This is a genomic window from Sphaerisporangium album (genome assembly GCF_003323745.1).
In the GTDB taxonomy this organism is placed as follows: domain Bacteria; phylum Actinomycetota; class Actinomycetes; order Streptosporangiales; family Streptosporangiaceae; genus Sphaerisporangium; species Sphaerisporangium album.
This window is the reverse complement of sequence record NZ_QOIL01000015.1, coordinates 16,114-31,777: the sequence shown is the minus strand read 5'-3', so window position 1 is coordinate 31,777 and position 15,664 is coordinate 16,114. Positions and strand designations below refer to the sequence as shown.

Annotated in this window: 15 protein-coding genes; 1 reads left to right on the top strand and 14 read right to left on the bottom strand. The window is 71.1% G+C overall.

Going from position 1 to position 15,664, the window contains the following annotated elements; all coding sequences use genetic code 11:
• Nucleotides 1-17: 17 nt before the first annotated feature.
• The 5 genes from DQ384_RS25120 to DQ384_RS25100 form a co-directional block, all read right to left on the bottom strand.
• On the bottom strand, nt 18-641 hold the full coding sequence (locus DQ384_RS25120; RefSeq protein WP_147268887.1) for a PH domain-containing protein: 624 nt from the start codon (nt 639-641) through the stop codon (nt 18-20).
• Nucleotides 642-787: 146 nt separating this feature from the next.
• Nucleotides 788-1,867 carry an adenosine deaminase gene (locus DQ384_RS25115; RefSeq protein WP_114031342.1) on the bottom strand — a complete coding sequence of 360 codons (1,080 nt, stop codon included), beginning with the start codon at nt 1,865-1,867 and terminating at the stop codon, nt 788-790.
• Between the two features lie 96 nt (nt 1,868-1,963).
• Nucleotides 1,964-2,317 carry a cupin gene (locus DQ384_RS25110; RefSeq protein ID WP_114031341.1) on the bottom strand — a complete coding sequence of 118 codons (354 nt, stop codon included), beginning with the start codon at nt 2,315-2,317 and terminating at the stop codon, nt 1,964-1,966.
• Nucleotides 2,318-2,367: 50 nt separating this feature from the next.
• On the bottom strand, nt 2,368-3,027 hold the full coding sequence (locus DQ384_RS25105) for an AMIN-like domain-containing (lipo)protein (protein ID WP_114031340.1): 660 nt from the start codon (nt 3,025-3,027) through the stop codon (nt 2,368-2,370).
• 276 nt (nt 3,028-3,303) lie between these two features.
• Nucleotides 3,304-4,749, bottom strand: coding sequence for an MFS transporter (locus tag DQ384_RS25100; protein ID WP_245966765.1), 1,446 nt, complete (start codon nt 4,747-4,749; stop codon nt 3,304-3,306).
• An 86-nt stretch (nt 4,750-4,835) separates the two neighbouring features.
• Here DQ384_RS25100 and DQ384_RS25095 point away from each other — a divergent pair, with 86 nt between their 5' ends.
• Nucleotides 4,836-5,228 (top strand): MarR family winged helix-turn-helix transcriptional regulator, encoded by a 393-nt coding sequence (locus DQ384_RS25095; RefSeq protein WP_114031338.1) that lies wholly within the window; start codon nt 4,836-4,838, stop codon nt 5,226-5,228.
• Nucleotides 5,229-5,274: 46 nt separating this feature from the next.
• On the opposite strand, the gene DQ384_RS25090 is transcribed toward DQ384_RS25095, so the two are convergent.
• The 9 genes from DQ384_RS25090 to DQ384_RS25050 all read right to left on the bottom strand — a co-directional run bounded on the left by DQ384_RS25090 (nt 5,275) and on the right by DQ384_RS25050 (nt 15,558).
• On the bottom strand, nt 5,275-6,552 hold the full coding sequence (locus DQ384_RS25090) for a thymidine phosphorylase (protein WP_114031337.1): 1,278 nt from the start codon (nt 6,550-6,552) through the stop codon (nt 5,275-5,277).
• 99 nt (nt 6,553-6,651) lie between these two features.
• The gene (locus tag DQ384_RS25085; RefSeq protein WP_281274101.1) at nt 6,652-7,056 is read right to left on the bottom strand and encodes a cytidine deaminase; all 405 of its coding nucleotides are present in this window, start codon (nt 7,054-7,056) and stop codon (nt 6,652-6,654) included.
• Nucleotides 7,057-7,117: 61 nt separating this feature from the next.
• Entirely contained in the window at nt 7,118-8,386 is a 1,269-nt protein-coding gene (locus DQ384_RS25080) for an ABC transporter permease (RefSeq protein ID WP_245966764.1), read from the bottom strand.
• Nucleotides 8,383-9,588, bottom strand: coding sequence for an ABC transporter permease (locus DQ384_RS25075; protein ID WP_114031336.1), 1,206 nt, complete (start codon nt 9,586-9,588; stop codon nt 8,383-8,385). Before DQ384_RS25075 ends, DQ384_RS25080 begins: the two co-directional genes overlap by 4 nt.
• Nucleotides 9,585-11,213 carry an ABC transporter ATP-binding protein gene (locus DQ384_RS25070; RefSeq protein ID WP_114031335.1) on the bottom strand — a complete coding sequence of 543 codons (1,629 nt, stop codon included), beginning with the start codon at nt 11,211-11,213 and terminating at the stop codon, nt 9,585-9,587. Before DQ384_RS25070 ends, DQ384_RS25075 begins: the two co-directional genes overlap by 4 nt.
• 237 nt (nt 11,214-11,450) lie before the next feature.
• Nucleotides 11,451-12,527, bottom strand: coding sequence for a BMP family lipoprotein (locus tag DQ384_RS25065; RefSeq protein ID WP_220183121.1), 1,077 nt, complete (start codon nt 12,525-12,527; stop codon nt 11,451-11,453).
• A 220-nt stretch (nt 12,528-12,747) separates the two neighbouring features.
• Entirely contained in the window at nt 12,748-13,986 is a 1,239-nt protein-coding gene (locus DQ384_RS25060; RefSeq protein ID WP_114031334.1) for an amidohydrolase, read from the bottom strand.
• Nucleotides 13,973-15,154 carry a glutamate--cysteine ligase gene (locus DQ384_RS25055; RefSeq protein WP_114031333.1) on the bottom strand — a complete coding sequence of 394 codons (1,182 nt, stop codon included), beginning with the start codon at nt 15,152-15,154 and terminating at the stop codon, nt 13,973-13,975. Before DQ384_RS25055 ends, DQ384_RS25060 begins: the two co-directional genes overlap by 14 nt.
• Nucleotides 15,155-15,345: 191 nt before the next feature.
• The gene (locus DQ384_RS25050; protein ID WP_245966763.1) at nt 15,346-15,558 is read right to left on the bottom strand and encodes an SCO4848 family membrane protein; all 213 of its coding nucleotides are present in this window, start codon (nt 15,556-15,558) and stop codon (nt 15,346-15,348) included.
• Nucleotides 15,559-15,664 lie beyond the last annotated feature (106 nt).

Below are 15,664 nucleotides of genomic sequence, written 5' to 3'. Positions count from 1 at the left end.
GCGGGCCGTCCGTATGGTCAGGCGACGATGAGGGCGGCGATGACGAGGGTCAGGGCGGCGGCCAGGGCGGTGAGGGCCGAGGGGGACCAGGTCATGGTGAGGGGCCGGGTGGGCTCGGGGCCGCGGGACCTTCGCTCGGCCTCGTCGGTGAGCTGCTGGGCCACCCAGTCGGCGTGGGTGCGGCCCGCCATGGCCTTGAGGGCGGCCTGCTCGGCGCGCGAGATCTGCGGCGTGCTCGTGGGGTAGCGCCCCGACGACTTGGCGGGCGTGGCCACCGCGCCGCGCCGCACGGCCTTTGCGCGCTCGCGGGCCGACGCCTGCGGAGTCCAGCAGCGCACGACGCCGTCGCCGGACTCGATGACGATCGCGTGCGAGACGTGGATGTTGTCGACGGCCTTCCACGGCACGAAGACGTTGCGCAGCGGGTTGCGCACGAGGATGCCGTCCTCCCGGGGGAGGATGCCCGGGCGCAGGCAGCCGACGAAGACCGCCGCGGTGAGCACGGCGAGCACCGCGCCGGCCACCATGGCCGACGGAATGCTCCCGTGGAGGATCAGGTCGACGCCGTTGAACGCGGCGAACGCCATCCATACCCAGCCGAGAACCCAGGCCGTCTTGGATCGGAAAACCTCGGGTTTCACCGCTCGCTCACCGTCACCCTTCCACTTCGCCGTGCGGTCACCACGCTAACGTCTGCGGCGCAGTGCTCGTAACGCCTCCGGCGCGGCGTTCCCGCCCCCCGCGGCACGGCGCCCGCGCGGTGCTCGTGCCGCCTCCGGCGAGGTGTTCAGGCCTGCCACTTGAGCTGGGCGAAGCCGGGCTTGATGACGCCGTTGATGAGCGCGAGGCGTTCGTCGAACGGGATGAACGCCGACTTCATCGCGTTGACCGTGAACCACTGAAGGTCGTCCCACCCGTATCCGAAGGTCTCGACGAGGTTGGCGAACTCCTTGGACACGCTGGTGTCGCTCATCAGCCGGTTGTCGGTGTGGACGGTGACGCGGAAGTACAGGCGGCGCAGCAGGCCGATCGGGTGCTCCGCCAGGGACGTCGCCGCGCCGGTCTGCAGGTTGGACGTGGGGCACATCTCCAGCGGGATCCGCTTGTCCCGGACGTACGCGGCGAGCCGCCCCAGCTTGGGGGTGCCGTCCGTGGCGACCTGGATGTCGTCGATGATGCGCACGCCGTGGCCGAGGCGGTCCGCGCCGCACCACTGGAGCGCCTGCCAGATCGAGGGCAGCCCGAAGCCCTCCCCCGCGTGGATCGTGAAGTGGGAGTTCTCGCGCTGGAGGTACTCGAACGCGTCCAGGTGGCGGGTCGGAGGGAACCCGGCCTCGGCGCCGGCGATGTCGAACCCGGCCACGCCGACGTCGCGGTAGCGCACGGCCAGCTCGGCGATCTCCATGGAGCGGGCCTGGTGGCGCATGGCGGTGAGCAGCGCGCCGACGCGGATGCCGCGCCCCTCCGAGCCGATCTTGAAGCCTTCGAGGACGGCCTCGACGACCTCGTCCAGGCTGAGGCCTTCGGAGGTGTGCAGCTCGGGCGCGTAGCGCACCTCGGCGTACACGACGCCGTCGTTCGCCAGGTCCTCGGCGCACTCGGCGGCGACCCGCACCAGCGCGTCCCTGGTCTGCATGACGCCGACGGTGTGGTCGAACGTCTCCAGGTAACGTTCCAGCGACCCGGAGTCGGACGCCTCGCGGAACCAGGTGCGCAGCTCCTCCACGTCGGTGGTGGGGAGCGCGTCGTAGCCCGTCTCACGCGCCAGGTCGATGATGGTCTGCGGCCGGACGCCCCCGTCGAGGTGGTCGTGCAGCAGGACCTTGGGCGCCTTGCGGATCTCGTCGAGAGTCGGCTGGTGGGTCATCGGAACATCCTAAGCAGTGGCTCCGGGCCGGCGGCCGTCAGATGGGTGACGTCCGCCGGGCCGTCGTATGACTTTCGCTGACGTCCGGCGGGACGGTCACTCTTCGCGGTTCACCGTGTCGGGCGAGAAGGCCGGGGCGCACACCGCGATGTACTCGGCGCCGTCGGGGCCGACGCTGTAGCGGATCTTCTCACCGGGAAGGCTGACGAACGCCTCGCCCGCGCCCACCTCGGTCACGCCCTCCTCGTGCTCGACGACGACCACGCCGCGCAGCACGAGCGTGTACTCGGTGAACTCGGGCGTCTGGGCGGGTTCCTCCCAGCCCGCAGGGGCGATCATGCGGGCGATCGACACCTGCTCGTCGCCACTGTTGACGCGTCCGACGTACTCGTCGATGACCTTGCCCCCGGGCACGGGGATGCGGGTCGCCCCCGCTATTTTGCGCACCACGCGGCCCAGTCTAGAGCTCCGCGCCTCACCCGCCCGTCACGGCGGCGGCTCTAGTGGGCGATGTCGATGACCAGCCGGTACGGCGCCGACTGCTCGTCGACGCGGAAGCCGGCGCGGTGGCCGAGTACCAGCCCGAGGGTGACGGTGCCCTCGAAGTCCCCGGTGCGCACGACGCTGCGCACGTTGGGCAGCCCGGCCTTCTGGATCCTCTGCCAGGTGGGCTTCCCGTCCTCGGTGTGCGCGCTCGCGGGGTTCAGCGCGACCTGGAGGTACGCGCCGCCCTTGACCTCGACGGGGTCGCCGGAGCCGTCCTGGAGGAGCTGGGTGACCCAGCGGACGTGGTACCCGGTCGGGGCCCCCCGCAGGTCGACGACCACCCGGTCGAACCCTGGGTGGGCGGCGAAGCGGACGCCCGTGACCAGGGGCGGCCTCTGCGGCGACCGCTTGACCTCGACCGGGCCGGTGCCGGAGGGCGGCGGCAGGTCGGGCGTCGCGGCGGTGTGCTCGCGGGACGGGATCGGGGACGGCGTGCCGGGCGCGGTGGCGTCCGGCGTCACCGGAGACCCCGAAGGGGGGACGGTGGAGCCGGCGGAGGGGGTGACGGAGACGGTCGTGGTGACCGTCGCCTCGGGGGACCCGCCAGTCCCTCCACCGCAGGCCGTGAGCAGGGCGAGCGGGAGGAGGGCTGCGGCGACGGCGGTGCTTCTCATGGGCCTCGGCTTCCTGGGATGGTCGGTCCTTGGCGCGGTGCCCGTCCCTCCGGCCCGGCCCGGGGGTCGTGCCGGCGCCGTGACCTGGACGGTCCCGTGCGGTGGTCCCCGGGTGCGCGGCCGGTTCCCGCTACTTTCTTATGACGCCGAGAATGCCGCACCCGTTCGGCCGCCGGCCACAGGTCTCGGAAATGTGTCCGATCTGCCCGTAACAAGCATGGAGCCCCCGGCGCGCGGGCGGCGCCGGGGGCTGACGGACAGGTGCGGATCAGGGGATCAGATGGTCTCCAGGATCTTCACGTCGTCCTCGGAGACGTCCTTCGCGTCCGCACCCGCCGTGCGGGCACGAACCAGCCCGGTGAGGGCGATGCCCAGCCCGACCAGGGCGATCGCTGCGCAGAAGACGAACGACGACCGGACGGCCGACATGGTGACCGCGCCCCCGTCGGCGGTCGCCACGGCGGTCACGATGGCCAGCACGAGCGCGCCGCCGACCTGGCCGGAGGTGTTGAGCAGCCCGGAGGCGAGCCCCTGCTCGTCGTCCGGCACCCCGGCGGTGGCCTGGATGTTGAGCGAGGGGAAGGTGAGCGCGAAGGCGACGCCCAGCAGCACCATGCCGGGGATGACCATCGTGGCCAGGCTCGGGTGGTCCCCCGCGCCGAGGAAGATGGCGTAGCCGCCGGCGAGGGCGGCGGAGCCGAGGGCGATCAGCCGTGGGGTGCCGAACCGGTCGGCGAGGTCGCCCATCTTGGTGGACGTGACGGCGACGAGGAGCCCCGCGGGCAGGAACGCCAGCGCGGTGTGCAGGGCGGACCATCCGAGGAGGTTCTGGAAGTACTGCATGGCGACGAACTGGAAGCCGACGTAGGACCCGAAGAGGATCACGAGCCCGAGGTTGGCGCGGACGAGCGGGCCGGAGCGCAGGATGCCGAACCGGACGAGCGGGTGCTTGACGCGCAGCTCGGCGACGATGAACACCGCGAGCAGGACCACGGCGCCGGCGACGCCGCCGAGGGTGCGGGCCGAGAACCAGCCGGCTTCGGGCGCCTGGACAACGGTGTAGACGAACAGGAGCATCGAGCCGGTGATGGTGGCCGCACCGATGAGGTCGTAGCCGCCGGTGGCGCGTTCCTCGCCGGAGTGGCGGGGAAGCAGCCTGAAGCCCGCGACGAGCGCGATGATCGCGACCGGCACCGGCATGAGGAACGTCCAGCGCCACCCGAGCTCGGTGAGGAAGCCGGACAGGACGAGGCCGAGCGAGAAGCCGCTGGCACCGCAGGCGGTGAAGATGCTGAGCGCGCGGTTGCGGGCCGGGCCCTCGTGGAACGTGGTGGTGATGATGGACAGCGCGGCGGGCGCGGTGAACGCGGCGCTGATGCCCTTGACGAAACGGGCGGCGATGAGGAGGCCGCCGTTGTCGACGATGCCGCCGAGCAGCGAGGCCACGGCGAACAGGACGAGCGCGGTCAGGAAGACGCGGCGCCGGCCGAGCAGGTCGGCGGTGCGTCCGCCGAGCAGCAGCAGGCCGCCGTACCCGAGGACGTACCCGCTGACGATCCACTGGAGGGAAGAGGTCGTGAGGCCGAGGTCGGCCTGGATTGACGGAAGGGCCACTCCGACCATCGAGACGTCGAGCGCGTCGAGGAAGACGACGGCGCAGAGCACGGTGAGCGCTCCCCAGAGGCGCGCATCCCATCGCTGGTCATGTGAGGAGGGGATCATGTGCACCGACATTACATGCGCCTGCATTCAATGCACAAGCATTTAATTCCGGTGCATCTAATGAACGTGCATGGTATAGTCCGGGCATGGACGACACGGATGTCGTTGACTCGTGGCGTGAGCTGCTCGCCCGCCACGCGACGACGTGGTGCGCGCTGGAGCGCGAGCTGGGCGACAAGCACGGGCTCGGCGTGAGCGATTTCGAGGTCCTCGACCACATGGCCGAGTCCGACCACGGCAAGTACCGCGTCCAGGAGCTGGCCGACGCCGTCCACCTCAGCCAGAGCGCGCTGTCGCGCCTGATCTCCCGGCTGGAGAAGGCCGGGCTCGTGTGCCGCAACATGTGCGCCGAGGACCGGCGCGGGGTGTTCGTCCAGATCACCGAGGACGGCCGCCACCGCCACGCCGAGGCCCTCCCCACCCACCGCGCCGTCCTCAACCACAGCCTGGCCCCCACCAAGCCCTCCCTGGCCCCATAGGCGGGTCGCTTGTCACGCCAGAGGCGTCAGCGGCGCGGCCGAGGGGTCAGGCGGTGATGCGGTCGATCACCAGGGGGAGCAGGGACGGGTCGGCGGTCTCGCCCAGCTCGTAGGCGCCGGCCAGGGCCGCGAGGGCGCGGTCGAAGCGGGACGGGTCGTCGGCGTGGAGGGTCATCAGGGGCTGTCCCTCGCGCACGGTGTCACCGGGCTTGGCGTGCAGGGTGATGCCGGCGCCGAAGGACACCGCGTCCTCCTTGCGGGCGCGGCCCGCGCCGAGGCGCCAGGCCGCCAGCCCGACCCCGTAGGCGTCGAGCCTGGCGAGAACCCCGGAGGCGGGGGCCGTGACCTCATGGGTCTCGGGGGCCTTCGGCAGCGCGGCGTCCGGGTCGCCGCCCTGGGCGGTGATCATGCGGCGCCAGGAGTCCATGGCGGAGCCGTCCTTCAGCGCGGTCTCCGGGTCCTTGCCGGACACTCCGGCGGCGGCCAGCATCTCGCGCGCCAGCCGTACGGTCAGCTCGACCACGTCGGACGGGCCGCCGCCCGCCAGCACCTCGACGGACTCCGCGACCTCCAGGGCGTTGCCCACGGCGAGGCCGAGCGGGCGGTCCATGGCGGTGAGCAGGGCGATCGTCGCCACGCCGTGGTCGGTGCCGAGGTCCACCATCGTGCGGGCCAGCTCGCGGGCCGTCTGGACGCTCTTCATGAACGCCCCCGAGCCGACCTTGACGTCGAGCACGAGCGCGCCCGTGCCCTCGGCGATCTTCTTGGACATGATGGACGAGGCGATCAACGGGATCGACTCGACGGTGCCCGTGACGTCGCGCAGCGCGTACAGCTTCTTGTCCGCGGGGGCGAGCCCGTCCCCGGCCGCGCACACCACCGCGCCCGCCGAGCGCAGCACGCCGAGCATCTCGTCGTTGGACAGGGACGCCCGCCAGCCGCGGATCGACTCGAGCTTGTCCAGGGTGCCCCCGGTGTGGCCGAGGCCGCGCCCGGAGAGCTGGGGGACGTACGCGCCGCACGCGGCGACCAGCGGGGCCAGCGGCAGCGTGATCTTGTCGCCGACTCCCCCGGTCGAGTGCTTGTCGGTGGTCGGCCGGTCGAGCCCGGACCAGTCCATGCAGGAGCCGGAGCGGATCATCGCCTCGGTCCACCGGCCGATCTCCTCGCGCTCCATGCCGTTGAGCAGGATCGCCATGGCGAGGGAGGACATCTGCTCGTCGGCGACCTCGCCGCGCGTGTAGGCGTCGACCACCCAGGCGATCTGCTCGGCCGACAGCGCGCGGCCGTCCCGCTTGGTGACGATGACCTCGATCGCGTCCATGGACTACTTACTCCCCCGGAACGGTGAACGGTGGTGGAAAGGCGGATATCGGGCGAGACCCCGGGCGCGGTACGCCCTGCGGCGAGACCCCGAGACGGGTCAGGCGCCGCGTGAGAGGTCGTCGGGGCCGAAGGCGAACGGCAGCAGCTCGGCCATCGTCCACGGCCCCTCGGGGGTCTCGACGAGCAGGTCGGGGCCGCCGTGCTCGAACAGGAGCTGACGGCAGCGCCCGCAGGGCATGAGCAGCTCGCCGTGGCCGTCCACGCAGGTGAACGCCACCAGACGCCCGCCGCCCGAGGCGTGCAGCGCGGAGACCAGCCCGCACTCGGCGCACAGGCCGATTCCGTAGGAGGCGTTCTCGACGTTGCAGCCGGTCACCACGCGCCCGTCGTCCACCAGGGCGGCGGCGCCGACCGGGAACTTGGAGTACGGCGCGTAGGCGTGGGCCATGGCCTCGGTGGCCTGCTCGCGCAGCGCGTCCCAGTCGATTTCGTCCCGTTTCACGACGCTCACGTTATCCCTCCCGGGTTCGTGGTCAGGCGGCAGGTCAGGGCCGGGCCCGTCCTCACTTGGCCTGGCCCTTGCGGTACGGAACGCCGTCCGCCGCGGGCATGCGCAGCCGCTGGGAGGCCAGCGACAGCACCAGCAGCGTGGTCAGGTGGGGGGTGAACGAGGTGAACTGCTCGGGCACCGTGTCGGTCATCGCGAACACGGCGAACACCGCGAGCGCGAAGACGCCGCTGAGCAGCGCGGCACGGTTGCGGTGCTGCCGGACGAGCTGGTAAACGGCGAAGGCCGCGAGCAGCATGGCCACGACCAGCAGCAGCGCGTGGACGGAGGTGCCGCCCTGGCGCAGCTGCAGCGCGTCGGTGTACCCGAACAGCAGCGCGCCGCCGGCCAGCCCGCCGGGCCGCCAGTTGCCGAAGATCATGGCCGCCAGGCCGATGAAGCCGCGGCCACCGGTCTGGCCCTCGCGGTAGATGCCGGAGGCCACCATCGACAGGAACGCGCCGCCGAGCCCGGCCAGCGCGCCGGAGATCACGACCGCGACGTACTTGTAGAAGTAGACGTTCACGCCCAGCGACTCGGCCGCCACCGGCCGCTCGCCGCACGAGCGCAGGCGCAGCCCGAAGGCCGTGCGCCAGAGCACGTAGAAACTGATCGGCACCAGCAGCACGGCCACGATGGTGAACAGCGAGACGTCCTGCGTCACGCCGCGCAGCACGCCTGCCAGGTCCGAGACCAGGAACAGGTGGCGGTTCTCCAGGTCCAGCAGGGGCGCGCCGATGCCGGGGACGCTGACGTCCGCGGGCGCCGGGATGCGCGGCGACTGGGTCTCGCCGCCGCCCTTCATGCCGGTGAAGACCAGCTTGGACAGGTACTGGGTGGCGCCGAGGCCGAGGATGTTGATGGCGACGCCGGAGATGATGTGGTCGACGCCGAAGGTGACGGTCACCAGGGCGTGCAGCAGGCCGCCGAGCGCCCCACCGATGGCCCCGGCGAGCACGCCGCCCCACGTGCCGAACGTGAGGGCTCCCCAGGCGCCGCACCACGTGCCGAGGATCATCATGCCTTCGAGGCCGATGTTGACGACGCCGGACCGCTCGGACCACAGGCCGCCGAGCGCGGCCAGGCCGATCGGCACGGCGAGGCCGACCGCCGCGCCGATGGTACCGCCGGAGGTGATGTCGTTCGCCCCGGTCACCACGCGGGCGATGGACATCATGACCAGCAGGGCGAGCAGGCCGAGCAGGAGGATCTGCCAGTTCAGGCGGAAGCGGCGGGCGCCGGGGGACGCCGGGGCCGTCGCGGGGGCGTCGGAGACGGTGGTCACGCCTTCGCTCCTTCCTCGGACGCGGAGTCGGACGCGGGGTCGGGCCCGAAGTTGGGCCCGGAGTTGGGCCCGGAGCCGGGCGGGGAGGGGGACTCCGCGGACAGCTGGCGGCTCACCCGGCGCTGCTCGGCGGCCATGCGGTACCGGTGGACCAGCTCGTAGGCGATGATGACCGAGAGCACGATCGTGCCCTGCATGATGATCACGATCTCCTTGGGAATCCCCTCGAGGTCGAGGATGTCCGAGGAGTTGTCGAGGTAGCTCCACAGCAGCGCGCCGATCGCGATGCCGACCGGGGTGTTGCGGCCGAGCAGGGCGATGGCGATGCCGGTGAACCCGAGCCCGGTCGGGAAGTCCAGGCTGTAGGAGTAGGACGCGCCGAGCAGCTGCGGCATGCCGACGAGCCCGGCCGCCGCGCCCGACAGGATCATCGTGATGAGCACCATCTTCTTGACGCTGACGCCGCTCGCGACCGCGGCCGACTCCGAGCGGCCGGTGGCGCGCATGTCGAAGCCGAAGCGGGTCCGGTTGAACAGCACGTAGTAGGCGACGCCGAGCAGGGCCGCGACGACGACGAACCCGAAGACCTTGGCCTGGGTGCCGGGGATGAGGGCGAACCCGGGGAACTGGCCCGACGGCGGGATCGGCTTGGTGCCGATGTTGTTGCTGCCGGACACGGCCACGGCGAGCCGGTCGGTGGTCAGCAGCCAGGCGCCGAGGCCGGTCGCGATGGCGTTCAGCATGATCGTGGAGATGACCTCGCTGACGCCGCGCGTCACCTTCAGGAGCCCGGCGATGGACGCCCACAGGCCGCCGACGGCCACGGCGACCAGGATGGTGACGCCGACGTGCAGCGGGGCCGGCAGCACCAGCGCGCCGCCGACGGCGGCCGCGACCAGGGCCGCCAGCCGGTACTGGCCGTCGACGCCGATGTTGAACAGGTTCATCCGGAACCCGATGGCGACGGCGAGCGCGGAGATGTAGTACGTCGTGGCCAGGTTGATGATGTTGACCATCGTGCGGGACTGCGCGCCGTAGTCGAGCAGCAGCCGCAGCGTCTCCAGTGGCGGGTTGCCGGTGAGCGCCAGGATGATCGAGGTGACGACGCCCGCGAACACGACGGCGAGCAGCGGGGCGGCGAGCGCCAGCAGGCCGCCGAGCCTGACCTTGCCGAGCAGGCGGTCGGTGAAGGACGAACTCATGCTTCCTCCCCGGCGCCGGTCACGGCCGGGCCGAGCTGCTCGGGGGCGGGTGTGTCGCGGTCGCCGCCCGCGCCGGTCATGGCCGAGCCGAGCCGTTCGGGGGTCACGTCGGCGGGGTCGACATCGGCCACCATGCGCCCGCGCAGGATGACCTTCAGGGAGTCCGACAGGCCGATCAGCTCGTCCAGGTCGGCGGAGATCAGCAGGACGGCGAGCCCGGCGGCGCGCGCGGACCGCAGGTGGTCCCAGATGGCGGCCTGGGCGCCGACGTCCACGCCGCGCGTGGGGTGGCTGGCGATCAGGACGACGGGGTCTCCGCTCATCTCCCGCCCGACGATCAGCTTCTGCTGGTTGCCGCCGGACAGGGCCGCGGCGATCACGTCGATGCCCGGGGTGCGGACGTCGTACGCCTCGACGATCCGCTGGGTGTCGGCCCGGGCGCCCGCCCGGTCGATCCAGGGCCCCTTGACGTTGGGCTTGCGGGTCTGGTGGCCGAGGATGCGGTTCTCCCACAGCGGGGCGTCCAGCAGCAGACCGTGCCGGTGGCGGTCCTCGGGGATGTAGCCGATGCCGCCCTCGCGCCTACGCAGGGTGGACCAGGCGGAGATGTCCCGCCCGCCGAGCGTGATGACGCCCTCGGCCGGGCGCATGCCCATGATGGCCTCGACGAGCTCGGCCTGGCCGTTGCCCTCGACCCCGGCGATGCCGAGCACCTCGCCCTTGTGGATGTCGAAGGAGACGCCGTCCACGATCGGCCGCCCCGCGTCGCCGCGCACGGTCAGGCCGTGCACGGACAGCGCGACGTCGGAGGTGACGGTGGACTCGCGGGTCTCGGGGCTCGGCAGCTCGCTGCCCACCATGAGCTCGGCGAGCCGCCGGGCGGTGACGTCCTTGGGCAGGACGCTGGCGACGGTGGTGCCGCGCCTGATCACCGTGATGGCGTCGGCGACCGAGAGCACCTCGTCCAGCTTGTGGGAGATGAAGATGATGGTGAGGCCCTCGCGGACCAGGCCGCGCAGGTTGTCGAACAGCTCGTCGACCTCCTGGGGCACCAGCACGGCGGTGGGCTCGTCCAGGATGAGGATGCGGGCGCCCCGGTAGAGCACCTTGAGGATCTCCACCCGCTGCCGCGCGCCGACGCCGAGGTCCTCGACCAGCGCGTCGGGGGTGACGCCGAGGCCGTAGGCGTCGGAGATCTCCTTGATCCTGCGGCGCGCCTCGGCGAAGTCGATGCCGGCGCCGAACCTGCGCGGCTCGCTGCCGAGGATGATGTTCTCCAGGACGGTGAGGTTGTCCGCCAGCATGAAGTGCTGGTGCACCATGCCGATCCCCGCGGCGATGGCGTCGGCCGGCGTGCGGAAGTGGACCGGCGCCCCGTTGACGCGGATCTCCCCCTCGTCCGGCCGCTGCATGCCGTACAGGATCTTCATGAGCGTGGACTTGCCGGCGCCGTTCTCGCCGACGATGGCGTGAACGTGCCCGCGCCGGACGCTGAGGCGGATGTCGCGGTTGGCGACGACTCCGGGGAACCTCTTGGTGATCCCCTCCAGCTGGACGGCGGGCTCGGTGCCGGGCTCGGCGGTGCCGGCAGAAGAAGTCGAGGTGCTGATGGCGGCCTCCTCCATGCGGATGGCCTCGTTGGCGGACGGATGGGCCTCGTGGGCGTGCCGGCCGGGCCTGGTCGGCGGAACCGGGTGGGAACCAGGTGAGGGTCTCAGGGCTGCGGCCGGGCACGCGGGCGTACGGGGGAACCTCCTGGAGCACCGGCTCGCCTTGTGGGCGGACGCGGCCCCGTGGGCGTACCGACGGTAGCCGCAGGGGCCCGGTGGTACGGCCGCCGGGCCCCTGCGTCTTTCAGCGCGTCACTCGGCCGGAACCGTGATCTCGCCGTTGACGATCTTCTGCTTGTACTCGTCGAGCTTGGCCTTGATGTCGTCGACCTGGCCGCCGGTGGTCGAGTAGTCGACGCCGCCCGCCTTGAGGTCGTAGGTGGTCGGGCCGGCCTTGACCGTGCCGTCCACGAAGCTCTTGAGGAAGTCGAACACCGCGACGTCGACCTTCTTGAGCATGGAGGTCATGATGACGTCGCGCACGCCCGGGTCGGCCGTGAGCGCCTGGTCGGAGTCGACGCCGATCGCCATGCCCTTGGCCGCCTTGGCGGCCTCGAAGACGCCGCCGCCCGAGCCGCCGGCCGCCTGGTAGACGACGTCGGCGCCCGCGTCGTACATGCCCTGCGCCGCGGTCTTGCCCTTGGCCGGGTCGTTGAAGCCGGCGAAGTCCGGGGGCTGGGTGAGGTACTTGACGTCGACCTTGATGTCCGGCTTCACGGCCTGGGCACCCTTGGTGTAGCCGACCTCGAACTTCTTGATCAGCGGCACCTGGACGCCGCCGACGAAGCCGATGTGGTCCTTCTTGGACTTCAGGGCCGCCGCGGCGCCCACCAGGAACGAGCCCTCGTTCTCGGCGAAGACCAGGTTGGAGATGTTCGGCCCGGCCACCTGGTCGTCGATGATCGCGAACTTGGTGTCGGGGAACTCGGTGGCGACCTTCTTGATGGCCTCCGAGTAGGCGAAGCCGACCGCGATGATCGGGTTGTACTTGCCCTCGGCGAGCAGGCGCAGGCGCTCCTCCTTCTGCGCGCCGGTCTCGCCGGGGCTGGCCTCCAGCTCCTTGGGCTTGGGGATCTTGAGCTCGGCCTCGGCCTTCTCCAGGCCCGCCGCGGCGGCGTCGTTGAACGACTGGTCGCCCCGGCCTCCGATGTCGTACGCCAGGCCGACCTTGGGCCCGCTCGCCGCCGGCGCCGAGCTCGCGCCCGTCGTCGCGCCCTGCGTCGCGGTGTCCGTGCCGGTGTCGCTGCTGCCACCGCAGGCCGCGACGGCCATGAGCATGGCCCCCGCCGCCGCCGTGGCGGCCAACTTGCTTGCGTGATCGCGGAGCAAGATGACTCCTTCCGTGTCTTCGCCGTCCAACTCGTGTGCACGCGCGAAGGAACGCACGGCAACCCTGCACGGAAGATAGTTGTTCGCCCGGAGTTGGCCAAACCGCAGCCCAGGTCCGAAATAGGTCCGTTATGCAGCTCAGGCCGCCCTGTGACCTGCGAAACCACGCGGTCGGACACCGGGGACGCCATACGAGGGCCCCCGGTGTACCCGACCCGGCTCAGGCGGTGACGGGCTCGGCGGCCTCGTCGGCCGGGGCGCGGCAGCCGTCCCACAGCGCGGTGAGCGCGGTGGCGGCCAGCACGCCGACCCCGACGCCGACGCACTTCTCGTCGACGTCGAAGGTGCCCTGGTGGATGTCGATCCGCCGGGTGTCGCCGGGCGTGCGCACCCCGAGCCGGGCGTACGCGCCGGGGACCGACTCCAGGTACCACCCGAAGTCCTCGCCGCCGAGCGACTGGGGGGTGGGGACTGCGGCGTCGGGGCCGAGCACGTGGCCCGCGGCGTCGCGCAGCATGTGGACGCTGGTCGACTCGTTGATGGTGGGGGGGACGCCGCGGACGTAGTTCATCTCGGCCTCGACGCCGTAGGCGATGGCCACCGAGTCGAGCAGGGACTTGAACAGGTCGGGGGCCTCGTGCCACGCCTGCTCGTCCAGGCAGCGGATCGTGCCCTCGGCCACGCCGTCGTCGGGGATGGCGTTGGCGACCGAGCCGGCCTGCACCCGTCCCCAGACCAGCGAGAGCGACACGCGGGGGTCGACGCGCCTGCTCAGCGCGGCGGGGAGCTCGGTGACGATCTTGGCGAGGGCGAAGACCAGGTCGGCGGTGAGGTGGGGGCGGGCGGTGTGGCCGCCGGGACCGGCGACCCGGACGCTGACCTTGTCGCAGGCGCCGGTGATCGGGCCGACGCGAAGGCCGAGCTGCCCGACCTCCAGCCGGGGGTCGCAGTGCAGGCCGAAGATGCGGTCGACGCCGCTGATGCCCCCGGCCTCCAGCACCCGCAGCGCGCCGCCGGGCATGACCTCCTCGGCGGGCTGGAAGATCAGGCGGACGCGACCGGGCAGCAGCCCCGCCGCCGCCTGCTCGGCGAGGAACAGGCCGGTGCCGAGGACGATGGCGGTGTGGACGTCGTGGCCACAGGCGTGGCAGACGCCGGGGACGGTCGAGCGGTAGGGGACGTCCTTCTCGTCCGGCAGGGGGAGCGCGTCGATGTCGGCGCGCAGCGCGACGGTGGGGCCGTCGCCGCTGCCGATGTCGCAGATCAGGCCGGTGCCCCGGGGCAGCGGCACCGGCGTCAGGCCGGCCTCGGTGAGGCGCTCCGCGATGCGCTCGGTGGTGCGGTACTCCACGAAACCGAGCTCGGGGTGAGCGTGGAGGTCGCGCCGGAAATCTATGAGAGGGCGCTCGTGCACCCTCAGGAAAGCGTCGAGCTCCCCCCGTAGATCACGTGCCAGCATGGCCGATCGCCCCGTTCGACGTCCTCAGATTGGTGGTGACGAAGCGGTCCTCCGCGAGCTCGACGAGCGTGGCGTCCACGATGTCGTCAAGGGTGCCGCCTCCGGAAAGAATCGCGCGCTGGCGCTCGCAGGAGTTGCCCCGCTCCAGCACGTCCGACACGACGGCGAGTTCGTCGGCGCAGCCCAGCCGCTCGGACATCGGCGCCAGCTCGCGGGCCAGCTCGTACAGCATGTCGCGGACGGGCGCGGTGGTGCCGTTGTCGTCGGTGATGACCGTGGCGTCCAGGCCGTAGCGGGTGGCGCGCCACTTGTTGTCGCGCACGACCCACGGGGCGGGATGCGGCAGGCGGTAGCCCCGGTCGAGCTGCTGATCGAACTGCTGGATCAGGCACTGCGACAACGCCGTGACCATCCCGACCTCTCTGAGCGTCGGTATACCGTCGAACATTCGAATCTCAATCGTGCCGAAGTCAGGGTGCGGGCGGATATCCCACCACACCTCTTTGATGCTTTTGATGGTCCCCGCGCGCTTCAGGGTGTCCATGTACTCTTCGAACTCGGCCCAGTCGGCCAGCATCTGCGGCGGCCCGGCGGTGGGCAGCGCGCCGAAGACTATGGCCCTGCTGGAGGCGAGCCCGGTGTCTTGGCCGCCCCAGTACGGGCTGGAGGCCGTCAGCGCGAGGAAATGCGGCAGGTAGGCCGCAAGTGCGTTGACGATGGGGATGACTTTATCCCTTTCCCGCACCCCCACGTGGACGTGTACGCCAAAAGTTTGGATCCTCCATGCCAGCCACTGCATCTCTTCGACCAGTTCCGCGTACCTCTGGACCGGTGCGTAGACCGCCTCGCGCCAGTCGCTGATGGCATGGGTGCCGGTGCAGGCCAGGGACATTCCTCGCGGCTCGACGACCTCGCGCACGCGCTCGATCGTCCGCCGGAGGTCCTCGACGGCCTCCGACGCGGTGTGGCAGACGTCCGTGATCACTTCGAGCTGGGACTGCATCAGCTCGTGCATGACCTTGGGCCGGGGGCTCTCGCTCAGCTCGGGGATCGCCTCGAGTACCTGGCGGGCGTCCTGGCGGAGGCGTCTCGTACGCGTGTCGACAAGCTGGAGTTCCCATTCGACGCCCAGCGTCGGGCCGCGCGATGGATTGAACTCGATTGTCACGGCACGCCTCCAAAGGCAATGGTCTCAAGCCGAGTTTCCGCTACGCAGCGGAATCGGCCAACCCGTAGGGTTACCCCAGTACTCCGTCACTTGCGGCTTTCCAGGCGTCGGTCACCAAAGCGGAGACGGCACCCATGCATGCACGGTCAACCGCAAAACGGTCGTTACCTTCTCTGCCCGCGCAGGGGGGGTTATATGCCGCGCTGACGTCCGGCCGCACGCCAGGCACGCCAGCCGAGGGCCGCGACCACCAGGGCCAGGATCAGGTTCACCGCGATCAGAATGCCGTGCACCACGTAGAAGGCCGTGGGGTGGCCGTCGGCCAGGTTGAAGCCGAGGTTGATCCACTCGAAGACCATGAAAGCGGCCAGGGCCAGGAGAAACGCGGCGACGCGTCGGGTCATCTTCACCACCTTCATGATACCGCCACGGTTCCTGACCAGCACCTTCGCGATCTTTGTCGTGTCTTGCCCCACGCGAAAAGCGACAAAGCTACAGTGATTGCCCTAT